General features: G+C 55.1%; 21 protein-coding genes and 1 pseudogene. 15 read left to right on the forward strand and 7 right to left on the reverse strand.

The genetic code is table 11. The features are described 5' to 3' along the window. Positions 1 to 909: 909 nt before the first annotated feature. Both OC71_RS28635 and OC71_RS28640 read left to right on the forward strand, forming a co-directional pair. Positions 910 to 1,080, forward strand: a pseudogene (locus OC71_RS28635) (HAMP domain-containing protein); the annotation flags it as partial. Positions 1,081 to 1,221: 141 nt separating this feature from the next. After that, entirely contained in the window at positions 1,222 to 1,935 is a 714-nt protein-coding gene (locus tag OC71_RS28640; RefSeq protein WP_371260336.1) for a methyl-accepting chemotaxis protein, read from the forward strand. Positions 1,936 to 1,954: 19 nt separating this feature from the next. On the opposite strand, the gene OC71_RS02745 is transcribed toward OC71_RS28640, so the two are convergent. After that, the gene (locus OC71_RS02745; protein ID WP_041063872.1) at positions 1,955 to 2,887 is read right to left on the reverse strand and encodes a TIGR03571 family LLM class oxidoreductase; all 933 of its coding nucleotides are present in this window, start codon (positions 2,885 to 2,887) and stop codon (positions 1,955 to 1,957) included. Positions 2,888 to 3,041: 154 nt separating this feature from the next. Then, complete coding sequence (locus OC71_RS02750; RefSeq protein WP_041063873.1) at positions 3,042 to 4,187, reverse strand: NAD(P)/FAD-dependent oxidoreductase; 1,146 nt, start codon at positions 4,185 to 4,187, stop codon at positions 3,042 to 3,044. 52 nt (positions 4,188 to 4,239) lie between these two features. Between OC71_RS02750 and OC71_RS02755 the strand changes: the two genes are divergently transcribed. Next, positions 4,240 to 4,698: a MarR family winged helix-turn-helix transcriptional regulator gene (locus tag OC71_RS02755; RefSeq protein WP_041063875.1), complete on the forward strand. Its 459-nt coding sequence runs from the start codon at positions 4,240 to 4,242 to the stop codon at positions 4,696 to 4,698. 104 nt (positions 4,699 to 4,802) lie between these two features. Here OC71_RS02755 and OC71_RS02760 read toward each other — a convergent pair whose 3' ends face one another. Next, on the reverse strand, positions 4,803 to 5,729 hold the full coding sequence (locus OC71_RS02760; protein ID WP_041063877.1) for a LysR family transcriptional regulator: 927 nt from the start codon (positions 5,727 to 5,729) through the stop codon (positions 4,803 to 4,805). Positions 5,730 to 6,016: 287 nt separating this feature from the next. Between OC71_RS02760 and OC71_RS02765 the strand changes: the two genes are divergently transcribed. From OC71_RS02765 to OC71_RS02800, 8 genes are all read left to right on the forward strand, one after another. Continuing rightward, on the forward strand, positions 6,017 to 6,532 hold the full coding sequence (locus OC71_RS02765) for a flavin reductase family protein (protein WP_041063879.1): 516 nt from the start codon (positions 6,017 to 6,019) through the stop codon (positions 6,530 to 6,532). A 57-nt stretch (positions 6,533 to 6,589) separates the two neighbouring features. Continuing rightward, positions 6,590 to 7,576 (forward strand): ABC transporter permease, encoded by a 987-nt coding sequence (locus OC71_RS02770; RefSeq protein WP_041063881.1) that lies wholly within the window; start codon positions 6,590 to 6,592, stop codon positions 7,574 to 7,576. 58 nt (positions 7,577 to 7,634) lie between these two features. After that, complete coding sequence (locus tag OC71_RS02775) at positions 7,635 to 8,588, forward strand: sugar ABC transporter substrate-binding protein (protein WP_052510573.1); 954 nt, start codon at positions 7,635 to 7,637, stop codon at positions 8,586 to 8,588. A gap of 22 nt (positions 8,589 to 8,610) precedes the next feature. Then, positions 8,611 to 10,110 carry a sugar ABC transporter ATP-binding protein gene (locus OC71_RS02780; RefSeq protein WP_041063884.1) on the forward strand — a complete coding sequence of 500 codons (1,500 nt, stop codon included), beginning with the start codon at positions 8,611 to 8,613 and terminating at the stop codon, positions 10,108 to 10,110. A 29-nt stretch (positions 10,111 to 10,139) separates the two neighbouring features. Further along, on the forward strand, positions 10,140 to 10,937 hold the full coding sequence (locus OC71_RS02785; RefSeq protein WP_052510574.1) for an SDR family NAD(P)-dependent oxidoreductase: 798 nt from the start codon (positions 10,140 to 10,142) through the stop codon (positions 10,935 to 10,937). Positions 10,938 to 11,135: 198 nt separating this feature from the next. Continuing rightward, complete coding sequence (locus OC71_RS02790; RefSeq protein ID WP_041063886.1) at positions 11,136 to 12,239, forward strand: LLM class flavin-dependent oxidoreductase; 1,104 nt, start codon at positions 11,136 to 11,138, stop codon at positions 12,237 to 12,239. Between the two features lie 79 nt (positions 12,240 to 12,318). Continuing rightward, entirely contained in the window at positions 12,319 to 13,203 is an 885-nt protein-coding gene (locus OC71_RS02795; protein WP_041063888.1) for a transketolase, read from the forward strand. 3 nt (positions 13,204 to 13,206) lie between these two features. After that, a complete protein-coding gene (locus OC71_RS02800; protein ID WP_041063890.1) occupies positions 13,207 to 14,187 on the forward strand; it encodes a transketolase family protein in 981 nt (326 codons plus the stop codon). A 210-nt stretch (positions 14,188 to 14,397) separates the two neighbouring features. Here OC71_RS02800 and OC71_RS02805 read toward each other — a convergent pair whose 3' ends face one another. Next, the gene (locus tag OC71_RS02805) at positions 14,398 to 15,303 is read right to left on the reverse strand and encodes an NAD-dependent epimerase/dehydratase family protein (protein ID WP_041063892.1); all 906 of its coding nucleotides are present in this window, start codon (positions 15,301 to 15,303) and stop codon (positions 14,398 to 14,400) included. Positions 15,304 to 15,450: 147 nt separating this feature from the next. Here OC71_RS02805 and OC71_RS02810 point away from each other — a divergent pair, with 147 nt between their 5' ends. Both OC71_RS02810 and OC71_RS02815 read left to right on the forward strand, forming a co-directional pair. Then, the gene (locus OC71_RS02810; RefSeq protein ID WP_041063894.1) at positions 15,451 to 16,374 is read left to right on the forward strand and encodes a LysR family transcriptional regulator; all 924 of its coding nucleotides are present in this window, start codon (positions 15,451 to 15,453) and stop codon (positions 16,372 to 16,374) included. A 119-nt stretch (positions 16,375 to 16,493) separates the two neighbouring features. Beyond that, on the forward strand, positions 16,494 to 17,276 hold the full coding sequence (locus OC71_RS02815; RefSeq protein ID WP_041063896.1) for an SDR family NAD(P)-dependent oxidoreductase: 783 nt from the start codon (positions 16,494 to 16,496) through the stop codon (positions 17,274 to 17,276). A gap of 121 nt (positions 17,277 to 17,397) precedes the next feature. Here OC71_RS02815 and OC71_RS02820 read toward each other — a convergent pair whose 3' ends face one another. Beyond that, on the reverse strand, positions 17,398 to 18,261 hold the full coding sequence (locus OC71_RS02820) for a type 1 glutamine amidotransferase domain-containing protein (RefSeq protein ID WP_041063898.1): 864 nt from the start codon (positions 18,259 to 18,261) through the stop codon (positions 17,398 to 17,400). A 124-nt stretch (positions 18,262 to 18,385) separates the two neighbouring features. Between OC71_RS02820 and OC71_RS02825 the strand changes: the two genes are divergently transcribed. Beyond that, positions 18,386 to 19,321, forward strand: a complete 936-nt coding sequence (locus OC71_RS02825; protein ID WP_041063900.1) for a LysR family transcriptional regulator — start codon at positions 18,386 to 18,388, stop codon at positions 19,319 to 19,321. Here the strand turns inward: OC71_RS02825 and OC71_RS02830 are convergent. Next, positions 19,314 to 20,414: an alkene reductase gene (locus OC71_RS02830; RefSeq protein ID WP_041063902.1), complete on the reverse strand. Its 1,101-nt coding sequence runs from the start codon at positions 20,412 to 20,414 to the stop codon at positions 19,314 to 19,316. The two genes, OC71_RS02825 and OC71_RS02830, sit on opposite strands and share 8 nt — an antisense overlap. A gap of 273 nt (positions 20,415 to 20,687) precedes the next feature. On the opposite strand from OC71_RS02830, the gene OC71_RS02835 reads away from it, so the two are divergent. Beyond that, positions 20,688 to 21,569, forward strand: coding sequence for a LysR family transcriptional regulator (locus tag OC71_RS02835; protein ID WP_256198908.1), 882 nt, complete (start codon positions 20,688 to 20,690; stop codon positions 21,567 to 21,569). A gap of 13 nt (positions 21,570 to 21,582) precedes the next feature. On the opposite strand, the gene OC71_RS02840 is transcribed toward OC71_RS02835, so the two are convergent. Then, positions 21,583 to 22,002, reverse strand: a complete 420-nt coding sequence (locus OC71_RS02840) for an SRPBCC family protein (protein WP_041063906.1) — start codon at positions 22,000 to 22,002, stop codon at positions 21,583 to 21,585. Positions 22,003 to 22,021 lie beyond the last annotated feature (19 nt).

Here is a 22,021-nt window from a genome sequence, read left to right on the forward strand (position 1 = left end):
TTTTCACTGATTTTCGTGGTGTTCATGCTTCCGTACTGTTGGCTCTCCATCGATAAGATGATCAGCATTTACCAGGAACGACAGTCAGCCCGACTCGAGCTGCAAGGACTTGAAGCCATGAGTAAAAGTCTGTCCGAGTACAAAAAAGCCGTGGAGCTTGCGGGCCTTGAGGTTGTCGCGCGTGCTCGCAACAAACCAGACATCGCCGCGCTCATTCGAAAGCAGGCTGATTTGCTCAAACAACAAACAGATGAACTGAACCAGTGGCTGAAAAAAAGCCCGTTCTCCAATTCCCTCGTCACCTCGAATGCTCCGGCACAGATTACTGACGCTTCACAGCCTTTGAGCGTGCGATATACCGAGGGGGCCCGCGCACTTCACAAACGCCTTGTTACTATCAAGGAAATTGCCGCATCGGCGCGCCTCACTCATGATGACGACCCACTTGTCTATCGCAATATGGCGCTGTTGCTCGACGAAATCCTGCCCCTGTATCAAGTGCTCGCTCAGACCCAAAGTTACGCAGGCTATGTCACTGCATTTGGCTATCTCGACTCGTCCACGCAAGCCACCGTCCTTAACCAACTGAACAATTTCGACCGGTTCATTCAGGCCGAAAACAACGGGGCGGACAATGCTGATACACAATTGCTCATTGCCAGTGCGGCCCAAGAAGCTGAGTCCAGATACAAATCAAGCATCATTGATCCCTATTCGATAACAGGCTCGGTCTACCAGAAGCTGATGGGCACATGGCTAGAGCGGTTCAACGATTACGCGCCTTTTCTTGCGAAGCTTGACCAAGCGATGGAGTCAGTGTTCGCACAGGCCGACCAAAAACTGCATGAACGCTTGGCTAAATGCCAAAACAAACTGATGCTCTGGGGTTTTGCGCTCACGGCAACAGTAATGGTGATCATTTATCTGTTCATCGGATTCTACCTGTCCGTTGGCCGGGCCATCCGCGAACTCTCAGGCGCGACGCGTCTCCTTGCGCAAGGCGATCTACGCCACGGGATAAAATCGTTGGGGAGTGACGAACTGGGCGACCTCGCACGAGACTTCAACCTCATGCAAGCCCGTATGCGCGAACTGATATCCGAAGTGAAAAACTTTTCCTTTTCAACACAGGACAAGGCGGTACATGTCAGCGAACATGCACTCTCATCTCACAAAAGCATAGAACAGCAAGCTGTCAGGCTAGAGTTGATTGCAGCCTCAATGGTGGAGTTGGTCCGTAGCGTACAAGAGGTCAGCGTCAGTTCCCATACAACGGCCGACAAAGCTAGCCTGGCAGGTCAGAAGTGTCGCGACGGTACCGTCCAGGTTGGCCGGGCAGTGACGGGAATCAATAATCTGTTCCAGGAACTGAACGACTCAATGATTTCCATACAAGCGGTGGAAAGCGAAAGTCAGGCCATCTCAAAAGCGGTAGGACTCATCAAGAGTGTTTCCGAGCAGACAAACCTGCTCGCACTCAATGCCGCGATCGAGGCAGCACGTGCTGGTGACCAGGGTCGGGGATTTGCGGTGGTCGCCGATGAAGTGCGTAGCCTGGCGATTCACTCCCATAAGCTGACGGGCGAGATCCACGCTAACATTACCCGGTTGCAACACGAGGTACTCAACGCGGTCTCGATCATCCGCAGTTGTCATGGCAACGCATCTACAACGGTGGAGGAGGTGTCCCGGGCAGCCGGCTACTTTGATGACATTACCTGCGGTATGGCGCTCATCATCGATCAGAATATTCAGATTGCTTCAGCTACTGAGGAGCAGGCGAATGTTGTGCAAGACGTTGAGCAGAATACGTTAGAGATAAAAACGCTGAGCGAGTCCACGGCAGGGCAGACACTCAGCACGGTCAATATCAGCAATCAGGTTGCTGATATGACACGTGATTTGCACGGGCTAATTGCCAATTTCAAGGTGTAAGTGAGCTGCCGGTGTTGTTTTACCGAGCGTCGTGAAACCTGGGCAATACGTACTCGGCAATTTCTTCAATCACCTCGGCAACCGGGCGCGTGTTGTGACGAAGATGCAGGCCTACGTGTTGCACACCTGCTTCACGCAGTGCTTCCAATTCATCAATGAGGGCCATCCTTCCGCCTCGTCCGCCGAAGCGCACGGGTTTCATTGGCGAATGAGGATCGGCTTCAAGGTGCAGGTGCAGGAACGTGATGTAAGGCTTGTCGCCGCCGACTTCTCGCCACAGCCCGACACGCCGGCGATGTTCTTGCGCTGTTCCGGGGTAAGCGAGCCAGCCATCCATGTGTTTTCCTATCCACTCGGGTGATTGCTGACCAAGCCCGGCGACGAGCAGGGGAGCTTGTTCCTGGCGCTGTGGCAGGAGTTGAACACCTTCAGGCAAGCGTCCGTTGCCCTGACTTTTGAGCAGTTCTACAGCGCTGCGAAAGTGTGCTCCTCGCTGGTCGTAATCGACACCGAACAGCGGGTATTCCATCGGACGGTCGCCACTGGCCACTCCCAGTAACAGACGACCATCGCTCAGTTCGTCGATGCTGTTGGCAGCTTTAAGAGTCAGCCACGGTTGTCGAAGCGGCAACACGACCGCCGCAGTGCCCAGCATGATGTTTTTGGTAATACCAGCCAGATAGCCCAGGTAGGAAAAGGCCTCGAATACTTGCGCTGCATCTCCGAAATGCGGGTCGTACATCGGAACATCCCGCACCCACAGTGCTCGAAAGCCGCTGCTGTCGGCCAATTGCGCCAGTTGTGCATGTTGCTTGAGGTCAGGGACGCCGAAAGGACGATCCTCCGCTATACGCAGGCGCTGGCCTGTTGTCGACCAGTCATTGTCCAGTGGCAGTTCCAGGCCGAGGGAAAAGTCTCCCGGGCCAAGCAATCGTTGAAAGTGCGAGTTCATCAGATCTCCTGCGCCTTATGTGATACCAGGCAACGTAATGTGTGAATGCCGCCAGTATCGGCCGCTCCCCACTGGAGAAAAATGTGTCAACATGCACAAGAGTCTTGAGCAAAACGCACGATTGATATGGATGCTGTCGTTGCCTGAATGGAGGTCAATGCCGGGGGCCTTGATGGCTCTGAAACATGGCTAGAGCCAGTGCTTGCCCATCATGAGAAAGAAAGGTAGCCGCTCCCTCTGCTGCACCTTTGGCAGATGCGACCACACGGTCAAACATCATTCGTTCGTACTCTGCTACGGCGTTATCGGACGAACGACGCTTGATCAGCAAATCCGCGAGTTCGGCGGCGTCAAGCATGGCGTTATTCACACCGTCGCCACCAAACGGCGACATTACATGAGCTGCATCACCGATCAGGGTTAAGCCTGGACGATGTACCCAAGAATGGCCCGTGGGCAGGGCAAAAATCGGGCGAACGGCGAAGTCATCGTTACAGGCCCGGAAAAGACCCAGAATATTCTCGGAGTACCCGGCGAACTCTTGAATCAATCCCCCGCGCACGGCGCGTGCTGATTTGAAGTCAAATTTCCTCTCGACCCACCCCATCGGCACGCGAAAGATTGCATACCCACGGACATGGGCATTGCCATTTCGCTGGACTATGAGGGCCTTGCCATCACCTTGTACATTCAACATTCCACGGCCTACCAACGTAGCCAAATCAGGATGCAAGCGGTCAATATCATCGATGCCAAACTCTACAAAGCACAGCCCGCTGTATTGCGGCTCGTATGTCGAGAGGTAAGGCCGCACACGTGACCAAGTGCCATCGGCGCCGACCACGCAATCAAAAGGACCCTCGTTACCGTGGCCGAACGAGAGGTTCCAGCAGTTGCCCCCGGCTTCCTCCAATTCCGACAATGCACAGTTCCAACGAATCATCGTCGCTGGCAAAGCGTCCAGCAGCAGAGAACGCAGAGCTGTGCGATCCACTTCGGGTCGATTGCCGTCACTTGGGTTTTGATCATCGAAAAGCAGCTGCCCGTTCTTGGTCAGGAGCCGCATGCCTTGATCTTCGTAGCGGGCGACAGCTTGAAATTCATTTCTCAATCCGGCGCGTTCAAGCGCCAGCAACCCCGAGTCCTCGTGCAAATCGAGCGAACCACCTTGAGGCCGTGAAAGTGGGTGAACATCCCGCTCGTACACAGTGGCGACAATACCGTGCAAGTAAAGAATACGAGCCAGCGTCAGTCCGCCGAGGCCTGCGCCAATGATCGCAATGCGTGGATTTGAATGCATGAAAGCCAGCCATTAAGATAGGTGCCTATACATTTAATATAGGTGCCTATGCATGTCAAATGTGTTGGATAAAAACCCCATGAGGCTAATAGGGATGGTGTCTAGGAGCTTTTCGCGCCTGGTCGACTTACCGCTTCGAGAACTTGGCCTTACCGTCAGCCAATTGCCCGTATTGGTCACACTCAAAAACTTCGGAGCGATTTCACAGGGAGAATTGGCCCGAGCCGTTCGAGTCGAGCAACCCAGCATGGCGCAACTGCTCAGTCGTATGGAGCGTGATGAGTTGGTTCAGCGTGTACTCGATCCTGCAGACGGCCGCAGTCGGCTGATCTCGCTGTCAGCACTGGCAACATGTCAGTTGCCCAAAGCCAAACGAGTGATGGATCAGACATGCAGCCAGGCGCTTGAGGGTTTAAGTGCTGAAGAACAAATGCTATTGCACAAATTGTTGCTGAAAGTGGATGCCAATCTAAACCGGGCCTTGGAGCACATGCAGCAAGCGAGTAAATGAAGGTGCTTCCCCTCAAAAAGCTTTTTGAGCAATGACGGGATGCTTGTGTTACCAGTCCGAATGACTGAAGTCACTACGCGCTGCTGATTGCGATCACATTGAGGTTAAGGTGCCGGCAGATTGTATCGCGACGGTGTATCGAGGTTTTTAAAGTACTGCACGGCATATTCGACGAACGTCTTTACGCGCGACGGTAGCTTTTTCCCCCCCTCGGTCAGCAGATGAAAACCGGTGCTCGGGCATTGATAGTCTTCAAGCAATGGGATCAACCGTTTGGCGTGTAGGTCATCTGCCACCTCCCAGACTGACTTCCAAATGATCCCTAGGCCTTGCACTCCCCATTGACGCAACGTGAATCCGTCATTGGCCATCCGGTTACCCTTGACCTGAATGGTCGTCGGCACCCCTTTGTCCATGAATTTCCAGCGATCAAGCGTGAAATCCGCACTCAGGTGTACCAGGCAGTTGTGATGCTGCAGATCTTCAGGGGTGCGCGGTGCACCGTGCTGCTGAAGATATTGTGGAGAGCAGCAAACGATATGGCGGTCCACTCCGAGTGAGCGGGCGATAAGTGAGCTGTCCGGAAGGTCGCCGAACCTGATCGCAATGTCTGACCCGGACTCAACAAAATCCAGTACGCGGTCAGTGAGGAAAAGGCGAATGACGATATGAGGATTTTCGCTGATAAAACTGTCGACCAACTGGCTAATCCACTGCCGGCCCAGATCGGTAGGGCACGTCAGTCCGATGGTGCCAAGTACATCACTGTGGCCGTTTTTGATGATGCTGTCGAGGGTGTCGACCTCTTCAAGAATTTTCCGGGCGTTTTCAAACAACAGTTGCCCTTCGGCGGTAGGGCTCAGGCTTCGCGTGTTGCGCTTGAGCAACCGCAATCCATAAAAGTCCTCCATCGCCTTGAGTCGACCACTCATGGCCGCAGGTGACAGGCCCATCTGCCGACCCGCTGTTGAAAGGGAACCTGTCTGAACGACGAGGCGAAATAGCCGCATGTCTTGCAATCGATCGACCATGGGAATCTTGTCTCGTGGAAGTTGTTTTTGTTTTCAGAAAAGTATCAGTCAATTATTCAGTAAAAACCACAAATTCAAAGTGAAAGCGAAAAGTCGTTGTGATACGCAAGTGCTTTGGGACGGGGCTTTGAGTACGCCTGTGAAGCGAATTCAAATATGTTTGTTGTTGGGTTCACCTTTCGGCATCAGTGAATAGTCATTTCCCTAAAATCGAATAGAAAAGTCCGATTGATTGTTAATAATGCAAGTCAGTGCCTGTGAGTCACAATAAAAAGAGGGTTTATGCTATGCGTGTTCAATATCAAGAGACCGCCCCTTCAATAGACCTGGCCGGTCAGTTCAAAATGGCAATGGGCCGCTTCGCCTCTTCAATAACCCTTATCACCACACTCGATGATGACGGTCAGTCCCACGGCTTGGCCGCGACTGCCTTTTCCTCGGTATCGATGGACCCCGCCTCGGCACTGATCTGTGTTAACCGCACCGCCAGTGCCTCGCCGATCATCAAGCGTTCCGGGCTCTTCTGCGTGAATATGCTGCAAATTCAGCATGAGCCGATCTGCAAAATCTTCAGTCAACCCGATTTGCGCGAACGGCGATTCTTGGAAGGCGACTGGCGCACCGGCGTGCATGGCATCCAGTATCTGACCGATGCACAGGCGGCGATTTTTTGCGAAGTCGTGCAGGAGATAGAACACGGTTCACATACGGTGTTTATAGGAAACGTCATAGATGTGATTACGCAGCCATTGGAAGAGCCTCTCCTCTATATGGGAGGCCGCTATCGGCAGCTCGGTCACTAAGTCGTAATTGATGCACTGCTCGATCTTATAACAATTAAATAAGAAGTGGATGTGGGTATGAACAACCAGTTGTTGGCAAAGGCACGACTCTCCGGAGCAATTCCAAAGTGGATTGGTCTGGAATCCAGTATCGCTGGCCCTATGGTCGGCCTGTTGTTGTTATGTGCGGTATTGACCTTCTTTACCGATAGCTTTCTGACCCTGAGCAACTTGCTTAATGTACTGGATCAAGTGACCGTACTGGGCATCATGGCCTTGGGCATGACCCTAGTGATTTTGATCGGTGGTATCGATCTGTCCGTGGGGGCCGTTCTGGCGGTGGCGATCATGGTCATGAGCTGGCTCGAACAGGTCCTGGGCCTGCCAATGTGGGCGGCCATGCTTGCTGCGATCGCCGTGGGTGCAGCGTGTGGTTCGACAACCGCCTTACTGGTCGTGCGAGCGGGCCTGCCTTCATTTATTGCAACACTCGCGATGATGTCGGTCGCTCGTGGTTTGGCCTACATGGTCACAGACGGTGCTCAGGTCAGCGGTTTCCCTGAGTGGTTCAGCAATCTCTCGGTGATTCGTTACGGGGGTGTGCTGTCGCTGACGGTCACTTGCTTCGTGGTGCTGGCGCTGGTGTTTTGGTTCGTCCTCAAATTTACGGTCTCAGGACGAAGTCTGTATGCCATCGGTGGGAGCAGCAAAGTGGCCAAGCTCGCCGGCATCCGGGTCAAGGGGTACACCAGCGCGGTGTACATCATCTCCGGCATCTGCGCGGCACTGGGCGGCATCATCATGACGTCGCGTCTGGACACTGCCGGCGCCGGCGCAGGTGTCGGTTATGAACTTGATGTGATTGCCGCCGTTGTGATCGGCGGAGGCAGCCTGAAAGGCGGTGCAGGCAGCGTGGTGGGCACAATCATCGGCGTGTTGATCATCGGCGTCTTGCGCAACGGCTTGAACTTGGCGGGTATTTCTCCTTTCGTCCAGCAAGTGGTCATCGGCGCGGTCATCGCGTTCGCGGTAATGCTCGATTTACTCAAGCGCAAGACTGATTGAGTCCGGATCACGCTTCAAAAGAATCCCCGTCTACACACACGATTAGAAGGATAAAAACATGAAGCTGTGTGCTGTTTTCTCGCTACGTTTTCTGTGGTTGCCGTTGCTCGGCGGCCTGATGTCGATGACTGCTCACGCACAAAGCAAGGCGTTGGATGAAATCACTGTGGGAATGTCGATCCCCAGCCTCCAGTGGGTGTTCTATCTGATGGTTCGCGATGGTGTCATGGAGCAGGCAAGTACCCTCGGTATCAAAAATGTGCTGGTAGCTGATGCCCAGGCCGACCCGGCGCGGCAGGTCAGCCAGATTCAGGACATGCTGAGTAAAAAAATCGACGTGCTGCTCTACACCGCTACCGGCAGTGCCGCTTCGGCCGTGCCAGTGCGTCTGGCGAGACAGCAGGGTGTGCCGGTGATCTGCATTGACAACTTTCCGAAAAACGTCGAGTGCGACGCATATGTTTCGACGGACAACCTGGCAGCCGCAGGTGAACTGGCCCGGCAGATGATCCAGCTGACGGGCGGCAAGGCCGAAATCGGTCTGCTGCAAGGCACCTTGGGCGACTCCACTGAAGTGGCCCGTGCCAAAGGCCTGGATGCGGTGTTGTCCGAGGTACCTGAAATGAAGATCGTCGACCACAAGCCCACTGACTGGCTGCAGGAAAACGGCTTCAAGGTCGCCCAGGACATGCTGCAGAAGAACCCGAACATCAATGTGTTCATCGGGCGTTCCGATGCTCCGGCGCTGGGTGCGGCACAGGCGGTAAAAGTGGCCAACATCGATCACAAGGTCTGGGTTTTCGGTTATGACGGTTTGCCATCTGCCCTGGAGGCCATTCGTGATGGAAAAATGGACATGACCATAACGCAGCAAGCCGTGGAGATGGGGCGTACCGCATTGCGTACCGCCGTCGATCTCCAGCAAGGCAAACAAGTAACCAAGACCCAGTTGTTGCCAGCCTTTGTAACTACCCGGGAAAACGCAGCAACCTTCCTCGAGAAGCACCCGTGAGTCCGGTGAAGGAGGGCACGTCATGACAGTCATCAAGACCCACCAGGCGCCTTTGTTTCGCGCGAGCAATATCGGCAAGTCTTTCAACTCGGTCAGGGTGCTGGAAGACATCAGCCTCGACATTGGCTATGGAGAAGTGGTCGCTCTGCTTGGCGAAAACGGCGCGGGAAAATCCACCTTTTCCTCGATCGTCGCCGGAGCGCTGACGCCATCGAAAGGCGAGATGTTTGTTGCCGGCGAACCTTATGCGCCGAACGGGCCGGGCGCTGCCATGGCGCAGGGGATCAACATGATCCACCAGGAAATCCATCTGCTGCCCGACTTGAGTGTGGCGGAGAACGTGTTCCTTGGTCATTTACCCACGCAAAACGGCATTGTTGACCGCAAGACCATGTTCCGTGAAACCGAGAAACAACTGCGCCGTCTCGGCCTGGACATCTCGCCGGAGACGCCGGTGCGCCAGCTGAAAATCGCTGCACAGCAACTGGTGGAAATCGCGCGGGCGCTGACGCTCAACTCGCGGCTGTTGATTCTCGATGAGCCAACCGCCGCGTTGGGCAAAGACGAAACCGAACTGCTGTTCAAGCAGATCCGGGAGCTGAAAAAGGAAGGCGTGTCATTCATCTACATCAGCCATCGCATGGACGAGATTGCGCGGATCGCTGACAAGGTAGTGGTGATGCGCGACGGTCACCTGATTGCGCGGCACGACAGCGGTTCGGCTGATGTCGGCGTTCTGGTCTCGCAAATGGTGGGGCGCCCGATTGATCGCCTGTTTCCGGAATTACCCATCCCTGGGGAGAAGGTGGTTTTGAGCGTCGAGCAACTATCGGACAGGGCGGGGCGTTTTCACGATGTGTCGTTTTCAGTGAAGGCTGGGGAGATCTTCGGTATTGCCGGCATTGTCGGCGCCGGACGTACCGAACTGGTTCAGGCGATTGCCGGATTGAGCGCACTGAGTACCGGCAAAGTAATGCTCGGCGATCGAACGCTGCCCGCCAACAACGTGCTGGCGGCGATTGACGCCGGCATTGTGTTGATCCCGGAAGATCGAAAATCCGAGGGCGTAGTGCTGAATCAGACGATTGCCGAGAACCTTGCGTACTGCAATCTGGATAGCCTCAGCTCCTGTGGAGTAATTGCCGGACACCGGGTAGCGGCATTCGCTCGTGAACGCATCGCGACCCTGGGGATCAAGGGCGTAGCGGGGCAGATACTCGACAAGTTGTCCGGCGGTAATCAGCAGAAAGTAGTGATTGCCAAATGGATCGCTCGCAATCCGAAAGTCATCATCCTCGATGAGCCGACCCGAGGCATCGACATGGGCGCACGGGCGGCGATTTACGAACTGATCATTGACCTGTCGAAAACCGGTGTGTCGGTGATTGTCGTCAGTTCCGACCTGGAGGAAGTCATCGGATTGTCCCATCGGGTGATGGTCATGGCTCGCGGTTGCTCCCAAGGCATCCTGCATCGGCCGCAGATTGCCCCTGACCGCATCATGACGCTGGCCACCGCGTGATGACCGAGAATCTTCGAGGAACATCTAACATGTCGTCACCCTATCAGGCATTGCCATACCGGCCTTTTGCCGAGCTTCTTGATTTATCCGGTAGAACCGCGGTGGTTACTGGTGGTGGCAGTGGTATCGGCTTCGCCATCAGTCGGCGACTGGTGGAAGCCGGGGCCAACGTGGTGATTGGAAGCCTTGCGCCGGAGCGCAGTGGGGAGCTGGTGGAGGCTGGTTTTCCCGTGACGTTTCAAGCAACCGATGTCAGCCAACCGGCGGATATTCAGAGGCTGGCGGACACCGCTGTCGAGCGCTTCGGCAGCGTGGATATATGGATCAACAACGCAGGCATCTATCCGCTCAAGGCCATTGACGAAGTCGATGCGGACTTCTGGGACGGGCTGCACTCGATCAATACGCGAGCGGTATTCGTGGGCGCGCAGGTGGCGCAACGGCAGATGCGCAGGCAGCGGAGCGCTGGGGCGATCGTCAACCTGTCGTCGATTTGTGGTCACAGGCCCATGGCCAATCACTGTACCTACGACACATCTAAAGGCGCGGTCATGGCCATGACTCGCAGCCTCGCGAAAGATCTGAGCGCCTTCAATATCCGGGTCAATTCGGTGTCGCCGGGGCTGACCGCGACACCCGGCAATCTGGAGCCGGAACTGCTTGAGCAGCACCGCAAAAACAACGTGCTGGGCAACATCGCCCTGGGCCGCGCGGCGGAACCTTGGGAGATCGCCGATGCGGTGCTGTTCCTGGTTTCACCGCTGTCGTCCTATGTGACCGGAATTGATCTGCTGGTGGACGGCGGTTGGTTGTTGCACGGAAGTTAAAACACAGGTCAAGCACTTGAGGGTGAGTTGCAGGCGTTAAGTGACGCCTCACTTCCCCGGAATTTAACCCATTCCTTGAACGTTGCGACTTGCAGCGCCGGCATTGGCACGCCTGCGAAACGAGCGCTCGTCATAAAAACGGTGAGTTGTGAAAACTGTTCGCAACGCGCCCATCACTCAACGCAGCAGGAGAACGACATGAAACTCGCCATGTTCATGCAGCCACTTCATCACAAGGGCTGGGACTATCACGAGATGTACGATCAGGATATCGCCTGCGCTGTCCATGCTGACAGCGTCGGTTTTGATGAACTCTGGGTCGGTGAACACACGTCACAGCGCACCGAGCCGATCACCAACGCGCTGCAATTTCTGTCCACCCTGATTCCGCTGACGCAACGCATGAAACTGTGCACCGGTGTGCTGAATTTGCCGCATCATTTCCCGGCGCGAATTGCCGCCGATGCTGCGATGTTCGACCATATGTCCAAAGGGCGCTTCATCATGGGCATTGGCCCTGGCGGGCTCGCTTCCGACTTCGAGGTGTATGGCAGCAACGGTAAGGACCGTGGGCAGATGATGGTCGAGTGCTACGAGATGATACGTGCAATCTGGAACTCGAAAGCGCCCTATGATTTTTCCTCAGAGCACTACCAGGTCAGCCTCAAGGACGCGGTGCACCACGATCTGGAAATCGGTTACATGCCGACGCCTTTTCAAAAGCCGTTTCCGCGCGTGGCAACCACGGCCATGAGTCCGTTTTCCGGCACTGCGAAACTTGCCGGTACCAAGGACTGGGACCTGATGTCCGCCAACTTCAACCCGACCGCCACGGTTGCCTCCCATTGGCTCGCTTACTGTCAGGGTGCCGAAAGCGCAGGTATCAAAGCCGACGCCAATAACTGGCGTGTGGCTCGTTCGGTGTTCGTTGCCGACTCCCAAGCTCAGGCCGAGGACTATCTGGCGCAAGAGAGCTGCACGCTGCGACGCTACTTCGATTACATGATCGATAACCTTGCCACCAACCATTACACCAAGATCTTCAAGACCCGCCCCGACATGACCGACGAGGAAGTCACGGTCGACCATTGCATCAAGGAAATGGTGATTTACGGCGACGTGAATTCCGTCACCGAGCAACTGGTCGCGTTCAGTGAACAGACTGGACCGTTCGGTACGTTGATGACCACTTTCCACGAGTGGGATGACGAAGCGCTGTGGCGGCGATCGATGCAACTGACTGCGCAGCAAGTCATGCCTCGCCTCAACGATTACATGACACCTCGTTTGAAAGCGCAGTGATCGCCTGATTGCCGTGGGCTTATGTGTGGCCGCATCGCAGGTGCGGCCAAAATTCTGCTAATGCGCCTGGATACGACATATGACTGATTTGACAGATATCCGCGAAAGCGCGGATCAAGCCTTTGAATTGACCGAAAAGGAGTTGGCTCGCCTGCGGGAAAAAGCTCAATTCATCCGTCTGGAAACCATCCGGCTGATCGAGATCGCCAAGGTCGGCCACTACACTTCGGTATTTTCCGCTGCCGAGTTGTTCGCTGCGTTGTATTACGACGTGATGGAACTGCGATTCGGTCAGCCGAAGTGGCCCGACCGCGACCGTTTCATGATGGGCAAAGGACACGCCGCCGTCGGCTTGTTTCCGGTGTTGGTGGAGTGGGGCTTCTTCGCCAAAGACATTCTCGACAACTACACGCGCCTCGGCAATCCCCTGGGTGACCACCCTGACATGCGCAAAGTCCCCGGCGTGGATTTTTCCTCAGGTTCTATCGGTCATGCTCTGTCCGGCGGTTTGGGCATGGCTCTGGCCGGGCGGATGCTGGGCAAATCATTCACCACTTACGTGATGCTCGGCGATGGGGAAATGCAGGAAGGGCAAGTGTGGGAGGCGGCACTGTCGGCGGCTCACCACAAGACTGCAAACCTGGTGGCGATCATCGACCGCAATGGCTATCAGCTTGACGGCAACGTTGATGATGTTATCGGTATCGAACCATTGGCGGACAAGTGGATTGCGTTCGGCTGGGAGACCCATGTGGTAGATGGCCATGATCTCGCTGCGGTCACGAGCCTGTTGCGTCGCCTCAAAGCCGATACGACACGCACGCAACCGGTATGCGTCATTGCCAATACGGTCAAAGGCAAAGGGGTTTCCTACATGGAGACTGAACCAGGTTGGCACCTGGGGTATCTCGATCCCGAAGATGCACAACGTGCAATTGACGAAATCAAAAGCAAGGTGATCTAACCCATGAATACCGCACCTCTGTCGAACAACTCCTGGCAGTACCGGGAACTCAATAGCCAGACACCGAGCCTGAATGCCTTGTCGGATGCCTTGATCGAACTGGTCGAGCGGGGCGAGCCGATCGTTGCCGGTACCGCTGACCTTCAATACTCCAACGGTCTTTCAAAGTTCGCCAAACTGCATCCAGAGAAATTCGTGCAGTTCGGTATTTCCGAACAGAACATGGTGTCAGCCGCCGCCGGCATGGCAGCGGTGGGCATGAAACCGTTTGTGGCGACCTTTGCGTCGTTTCTGCCACTGCTTTGCTGTGAGCAGATCCGTATGGACGTTGCTTATTCGGCGCTCCCGGTACGCCTGATCGGTCACCACGCCGGAATCTCACTCGGCTTTTACGGCACCTCGCACCACGCTACCGAAGACCTGGCAATCATGCGCTCGATTGCCGACATCACCGTCGTCGCACCTGCTGATGGCAACCAGCTCAAAGCTGCGATTCTTGCTTCGGCCAACTACCCACAACCGATCTATTTCCGTATCCAGCGCGGGCGCGACCCTGTGGTGTATGACACTGTTCCGGACTTTGTTTTCGGCAAGGCGACCGTGCATTTGACCGGCGATGAACTGACGATCATTGCCACCGGTTCCACGGTTCATCCGGCCCTCGAAGCGGCGCGGGCATTGAATGCCGCCGGGCGCTCGGTAGGTGTGATCGATATGACCACCATCAAGCCGCTAGACCGTGAGGCGGTACTGACCGCTGCGCGAAATAGTCGGGCGATACTGACCGTTGAGGAACACAACATCATCGGCGGTCTGGGCGGTGCCGTGTGTGAAGTGATCGCGGAGGAGGGCGTCGGCGTCAAGGTTCGCCGGCATGGTATCTACGACGAGTACAGCCTGATTGCCCCGCCAACCCATCTCTACCGGCACTACCGACTCGATGCCGCCGGCATTGAAAGTGTAGCGTTGGAAGTTCTGGGTTGATGACGTAAATCCATACCTGCGTTGTAGTGAACGCGTAGCGGTATTTCTGGCTTTCCCTTTCAGGCAATTTAAGCCTGCACGTGCGATCAGGGTGTTCATTGACGAAGACCTTGGCCGCACGTTTTTTTTGCGAGTGCTGTGTTCGGAAGGACAATTTGCACAGGTACAAAAAAGCTCACCGAAGTGAGCTTTCGAACCGCGCAGCGACGATCACCATTGGACGCCGCTTGTCTCGATCCATTGCAGCATCGACTCACGCTTTGGCGTCCAGCCCAGCAGGTTTCTGGCGTTGACGGCTCGCACACGGCTATTGGAGCCGATGGCGAAACGCGCCCAGTCTCCCAACTGAGCGATTGCCTCGTCGGCCGGCCAGCTTTGAATGGCGCCACCAAAACCGAGGGACTTGCTGATGGAGCACGCGATGTCGAGGAACGACGCTTCGCCGTTTTCTGCGAAGAACAAGGAGGCAGATGGCGCCTTTTCGATGGCCAGGCGATAGAGCTCTGCCAGATCCTCAATATGCACGTTAGACCAACGATGTACACCGGCACCGATATAAGCGCCCGCGCCATACTTTCGCGATTGCTCGAACAGCTTCGGCAGTTGATCGCTTTTCACAGGCAAACCCAGGGATTCTCCGTAAATCATGGTCGGGCAAAATACGATGCTGCGGATACCCTGTTCAACACCTGCTCGCCTTACGACCTGGTTGATATGGACGCGGTCTTTACGGATGTCCATAGGCGTAAACGGCGTTTCGTCGGTGAAAATCTCCTTGCGCTCATAAGCGCCGCGAGCATCGTCACCGACAACGCTCGAGCCCGAAGTGTGCAGCAGGACTTTCCCACTGCCGCTCAGTGCTGAAATAAAGGTATGTACCGAAGCCAGATGGTCGGAGTTAGCCGCGTTCACTACCGCGTCCGCAGCACGCGCCTGTTCGGTAAGAATGAAGGCGTCATCCAGGGTGCCGAGCACAGGGGTGATCCCCATAGCCTGCAATGCCCCACGCTGTTCCGGGTTGCGTAGCAGACCGCTGACTTCATGGCCTGCATCCACCAGGTATTTAGCTACAGAGCCGCCGATGTAACCGGTCACGCCGGTAACGAAAATTTTCACTGTCCTGCCTCCCTCTTATTTTGATTGGGCCTGGCCTTTCCTGAGCGAAAGGCGAAGCCATTCCTGAGTAAGGAATCTCATCACCATACGACGGAGGCTTTTTGTGAGCTAGACTGCTTTAACTACAAGAATCTGTGAATCAAGTTCATGCTAAATCTCAAAGACATCAATCGTTCTGGCGAAATGGAAGTGTTCACCCGAGTGGTCAATGCTGGCACTTTCTCAGAAGCGGCGCGGCGCCTGGAAATGTCTCCTTCAGCGGTCAGTAAACTGATCGCCCGTATGGAGGCACGCCTGGGGGCCCGTTTGCTGCATCGTTCCACTCGGCGACTGGAACTCACGGCGGAGGGCGAACGCTTCAACAATGAGTGCCTGCGCATTCTTGAGTTGATCGACTCCGCCGAACGGGATATCGGTAACGTGTCCAGGCCCAGCGGGCTGATACAGGTCAACGCCAACCTTCCTTTTGGCCTGCATTACTTGTTACCGCAATTGCCTGAATTTCTGGCGGCCTACCCGGACATCACCTTGAACGTGGAACTGACCGATACCGTTGTGGATTTACTCGAACGACGCGCGGATGTCGCGATACGCACGGGGCCTATGAAGGAGTCGAGCCTGGTCCAGCGTCGACTGGGTGAAAGCCGAATGATCACGGTGGCTTCGCCGGCTTACATCGCACGATACGGTCAGCCGGAAACTCTGGATGATTTGCACCGACATAATCGGTTGAGCTTTGGTTTTCATCGTCATTCGCAGGCTTGGGTTTATCGCGACGCAGCAGGCCAACGCATTGAGATTGAACCCAAGGGTAACGCGTTACTCAGTGATGGTGAGAGCATGCGTCAGGCTGCGTTGGCTGGTCTGGGTATCGCCAGACTTGCAAGCTTCCACATCAATTCCGATATCGAGTCAGGGCGGTTGTTACCGCTGCTTGAGCAATTCAACAGCGGCGAAACCGAAGCCATCCATGCGGTGTTTATCGGCCCTGGCCAGCAACTGCCTCACCGGGTGAGGGTTTTTATTGATTTCCTGCTGGAAAGGATTGCTCCACATCTCAGTTCTAAATGAAGGCAGGTCAAGTAACCACTTTCGTTTTTTGGTTAAAACAGTCTTCTGCAACCCTTGAAAGACTTCATTACGAGCCTGGGGCAAGATTTTGCCTAAAACAACAAAACAAGGCAGCTTCCATGGATTATCAACTGACTGGCAAAACCGCACTCATTACTGGCGGAGCGACAGGCATTGGCAAGGCCATCGCCCAGCGCTTCATTCTCGAAGGGGCGAAGGTTGTCATTAGCGGGTTATCGGCAGATGAAGTGAGTGCGGCGGTTGAAGAACTGGGTGACTTCAGCAAGGGACTGGTGGCCGATTTAACGGAGGAAGGTGCGGCGCAGCAGTTGGTTGATATGGCCCTGGAGGACGGTCCCATCGACTTCCTGATCAATAACGTCGGGATATTCGAAGTCAGGGACTTTTTCGAAACGGACGATGCCCAGTGGTTTCATTACTTCAACGTCAATGTCATGAGCGGCGTGCGTATGACTCGCCTGGTGATGAAAGCAATGCTTGAGCGTGGACAAGGCTCAATTGTGTTTATCAGCAGCGAGTCAGCGGTCAAGCCGCAGCCGTGGATGGTTCACTATGGAGCGATGAAAACTTGCCTTCTGGGTATTTCCAGGGCGTTGGCGGAGTTGACCAAGGGTACCGCGGTGCGGGTCAACTCGATACTGCCTGGGCCAACCTGCACCGATGCGGTCAAGCGCTATCACCAGGAAATCGCACAAGAGAAAGGCATCTCGGCTCAACAAGTAGTCCAGAATTATTTTGACGAAACCGAACCCACATCCTTGATCAGACGTATGATCGAACCCGAGGAGGTAGCCCGCAGCGTCCTCCACCTGGCAGCCTCGCCGGCGCTCAACGGCATGGCCATGCGCGTTGAGGGCGGGACCATACGCTCGGTACTGTGAGATAGGTTTCGACGTTCTAGCGCTGACTTTCTTGCCAGCGCTTTCTATCCAAAGCGGCCGCGAGCGACCTGATGACGCTGAGACTGTTCCGGAACTCACCGTGAACAGGTGACTGAACCATTCAACGTATTTGAGTCGGTTGTGAGTCCTTGAGTCGCTGGAGTAAAACCTTGCCCACATCCAACGCTGAACCCGGGTTTTGCCCTGTCACCAATTCGCGGTCGATGATGACATTAGAGGTCCATGGAGTGCTGTTACTGCTGTAGAGGCCACCGGCCTGTTCAAGTGCAGTTTGCGGATAGAACTTCATGGCGCCTCCCTTCAACAACCCTTTGGCCAGTTCTTCTTCCTGATTGCTGATGACGGTGAACTTGTATCCGGCATAAATCCAGCCTGATGCTTGGGCTTTGTTGCCGGCTTCGAGCTTGCGGGTGAAGGCTGTCGGGTCGGACAGCGTCGACAGCAAGGCAATTGGCCCATGACAGACGAGGGCTGTCGTCTTGTTGGTCGCGTGAAAATTGTTGAGCAGTCTTCCCAGCGCTGCGTTATGGAGTAAATCCTGCATCGGTGCGTGACCACCGGGTACATAGATCGCATCGAAATGTGCGTAGCCTATCTGTTCGACGCGCGAAAGACTGATGACGGGGGATTCGCCCGGCGATGTAATTTTCAGCCGCTCAAGCAACGCCTTGTGTTCCTGAAGGGCCGTCAGGTCATTGTTGAAATACATTTTGTCGTTGGATGACTGGTCCAATGTCGGCGCCTTGCCTGTCGGCGTCGCAAAGGTCACCGAATGCCCGGCATCAAGCAACAGTTTCACCGGTTGCATCAGTTCATTCAGATAAAAACCGGTAGCGAAGACTTTCTTATCTTTGAGGTCGAGATGGTCTGAGTCTGACAAAACGATCAGTACGTTGCTGGCTTGGGCGTTTACGGTAGCGGCGCAAATAGCCATTGCAAGGGCGAGTCGATTGATAAGGCGCATGAGATTTCCGCAGAGTGATAGGGAGGTTCAGATCAACTGTGTTGACCATTGACGAAACTTTATTCGTGCCTCTGTCGGCGATAAACTGGCCTTCACGAAAATCAGCTGTTCTTTTGAGGCAAATATGACGCGTCGATTCGATTATCTGGCGGACGTCGAAGTCTTCATCACTGTGGTGGAAAAGGGCTCATTAAGCTCCGGGGCAGTGGTTTTGGCGACCACGCCGTCGGTGGTCAGTCGGGCGATCTCCCGACTGGAAGCACGTCTGGGCGTCCAGTTACTTCGACGCACGACCCGCCGTTTGAGCCTGACCGATGCGGGTCTGCTTTATCTTGAACAGTCCCGCGCGGCGTTCGCATTGATCGATGATGCCGAACGACTCATCCATGGCCGGGAGGGTGCGTTGAACGGCCGAGTGCGCCTGAGCGTGCCGACGACTTATGGACATCACCGACTGCCAGCCTTTCTCTGTCGCTTCACTCGTCAGTTTCCGCAAGTGCGCATCGAGTTGGGCATCAGCAATCGAAATGTGGATCTGGTGGCCGAAGGGTTTGATCTGGCTATTCGCCTCGGACAATTACCCGACAGTGGCCTGGTCGGTCGCAAGCTCGAAGACGCGAATTTGTGCGTAGTCGCTGCCCCCGAATATCTGCAGCGAGCGGGTACTCCTCTCAGTGTTGAGGATCTGGCAGACCATGCCTGTCTGCCATTTGTGATGCCCAGCAGTGGTCGGGTCGGCCCTTGGTTGTTTTGCGAGCACGGGATTGATCGTGAGTGGATACCGCAGGCAAGTGTTCAAGTCTCCGACGATGTTCTGGGCACGGTTTCCCTGGCTGAACACGGTATGGGGATATGCCAGACCTACGACTTCATTGTTCGGGACCGGATTGAAAGTGGACGCCTGATCCCGCTACTCGAACAGTCGGGCGGACGGTCCCGACCGTTCTCTGTGATATACCCGCCTCATCGGCAGTTGTCGGCCGCGTCCCGGGCACTGATCGATTTCCTGACTCAGGAGATGGCGGATAACGTCACTCAGACTTCAATGAGCATTAACTGATCGAGTAGGTTGGATAATCGGTATACCCCTGAGCTCCGCCGCCGTAGCTTAGTGCACGGTCGGGTTTTAACAGTGGCCAGTTATTTCGCAGGCGTTCAACCAGATCGGGATTGGCGATAAACGGTTCACCGAAAGCAGCGATATCGATCAGACCCTCATCCAGAAATTTCTCCGCCCGTTCTTTGGTCATGCCGCCAGCGAGTACCAGTGTTCCGTGATAGTGATTGCGGAATCTTTGCAGAAAGTTGTCGGGGATTGGCGAGCTGCCCCGCGACAGTTGATCCATGAAATGAACGTACGCCAATCCACGCCGAGACAGTTGATCAGCAACATACAGATAGGTCTGTTCGACATCCTCGTATAAGCCCATGTCAAATAGACCGCCAAATGGCGACAAGCGGACAGCTGTACGTTGCGCACCGATTCGATCAATCACACTATCGACCACTTCAAGCAAAAAGCGTGAACGGCTTTCGACAGTATCGGCACGGTACTCGTCCGTACGGTCATTAACCAATGGATTGAGAAACTGCTCGATCAGGTAGCCGTTTGCCCCATGCAGTTCAATTCCGTCGAAGCCGGCCTCCATTGCGTTGGCGGCGGCTTGGGCAAAGTCACGGATGACCGCTTTGACTTCCTGCGTGCTGAGAGCACGCGGAGTTGAAACATCAACCGGGCCGGGTTCTCCACGTTCGGTCATACCCCAGGCCTGCGAGTTGCGGGCAACCCGGGATGTCGAGCTGACCGGTGCAATACCTCCTGGCTGAATGCTGACATGGGAAACGCGTCCCACATGCCACAACTGAGTGAATATAACGCCCCCAGCTTCGTGGACCGCCTGAGTCACTTTGCGCCAGCCGTTGATCTGGGGCGTCGTATAAATGCCGGGGATGGCCAGAAAACCTTCGGCCGAACGTGAAATCGGAGTGCCTTCTGTAATGATCAGCCCGGCACTGGCTCGTTGGCTGTAATAAAGCGCGGTCAGTTCATTTGCAACGCCATCGGGGTTACGGGCCCTGGTCATGGGTGCCATTGCGATGCGATTGCGCAGTGTCAGCAACCCTGTCTGGCATGGGGTAAATAACGTGCTCATAGCCTGCTGTCCTCAATGGGTGGTGTTAAAGAGGTTAAGCACGGATCGACTGGTTGATAACGGGGTCAGGGTGAACAGGTTCTGTGAGGTCGCTTCACAACTGATCAGGGAACCAGCAATCGCTGCAGAGCGCGGGTCGCATTTTAATTGTGAAATTACTTCCAAAGACAAATGAACCCTATCCCTTGTTATCCATAATTTACATGCAGGCGCTTGTGATATTTTTTCACGAGTCATTCTGAGGATAGATACGTGGATAACAGAGCGGGTGAGATGTCGGTCTTCGTAAGGGTTGTCGACGCCGGCAGCTTTTCGCAGGCGGCGCGCCAAATGCTGATGACACCTTCGACGGTCAGCAAGCTGATAGTTCGCCTGGAACTACGCTTGGGCGTGCGGCTACTGGAGCGCTCGACACGTAAACTGTCACTGACTGATGAAGGACGTATTTACTACGAACGCAGTCATGCTTTGCTGGCCGAGCTCGATGATGTCGAGAGGGTGTTGGCTCAAGGTGCACAAAAGGCCCGCGGGACCGTGCGCATCAATGCGTCGGTAGCGTTCGGCACATTGGCGATCGAACCCAATCTGCCGGCTTTCTGGGAGGCGCATCCCAACATTCAGATCAATCTGTCCTTGAGCGATGACATCGTCGACATGTACCTGGACAGGACGGATATTGCGTTCCGGGTAGGCATATTGAATGACTCGACATTACGGGCGCGGAAGATAGGGGTCGCTCGGCGAAAAATCGTTGCTTCACCGGGCTACTTGGAAAAGCACGGTGTCCCCGAAACCCTGGAAGATCTTTGCGAACATAATTGTTTGAGTTTTAACTTCCGTCGTTCCAGTCCGGTCTGGCCAATGAACCAAAGTGGCCGCATAGTGGATCGTATCGTCCAGGGCAACCTGCAGGCCAACAATGGCGAGACTGTTCGGCGCATGGCCATTGCAGGTGTCGGGATCGCCAGACTGGCGGACTTTCACATCGACGATGATCTGGCCTCGGGTCGCCTGGTCGAGGTGCTTTCACAAAATGGTCATGACTGCGAGGAAGTCCATGCGCTTTATCAGGGCGGGCAGCATGTCCCTCAGCGTATCCGGACGTTCCTCGACTTTATGGTGCCGCGCCTGCAAGCCTTCATGGATCGCGGGTGAGCCCTTGCTTGTTTCAGTCGCTGGATTCAATGATGGTCTTGAGACTTTCCAGGCCAGAGCGATAAAGCGACTCGAAGTGAGCGATGACTTCGGTTTCTTCCGCTCCGTTGACCAAGAAGGTACTCGACCAAGACGCCAGTGTTCCACCTTTGCCGTCGGACTGCGCTGACATTCTGCCGACGTAGTCAATGACTGGTGAAGGCCCCTCGAGCAAGGCATAGCTGTAGTGCTTTTCATCTTCGTCAAATGTGAGTAGACGCTCGACAATAGTCGCACCGTTCGTGGTTTTCAAATGCCGCAATCGCCCTCCGTCGCTGAGGGTACTGCTGGCGATCACATCGAGCCAGCGGGGCAACCAGTCGAACCCGCCGAGAAGCGACCAGACCTGTTCGAGGGGGCGTTCGATTGCGATCCAGACGTGGACTTCACTCATGATTTCACCTGTTTCGTGG

This window comes from Pseudomonas sp. W15Feb9B, from assembly GCF_000828175.1.
GTDB lineage: Bacteria > Pseudomonadota > Gammaproteobacteria > Pseudomonadales > Pseudomonadaceae > Aquipseudomonas > Aquipseudomonas parakoreensis.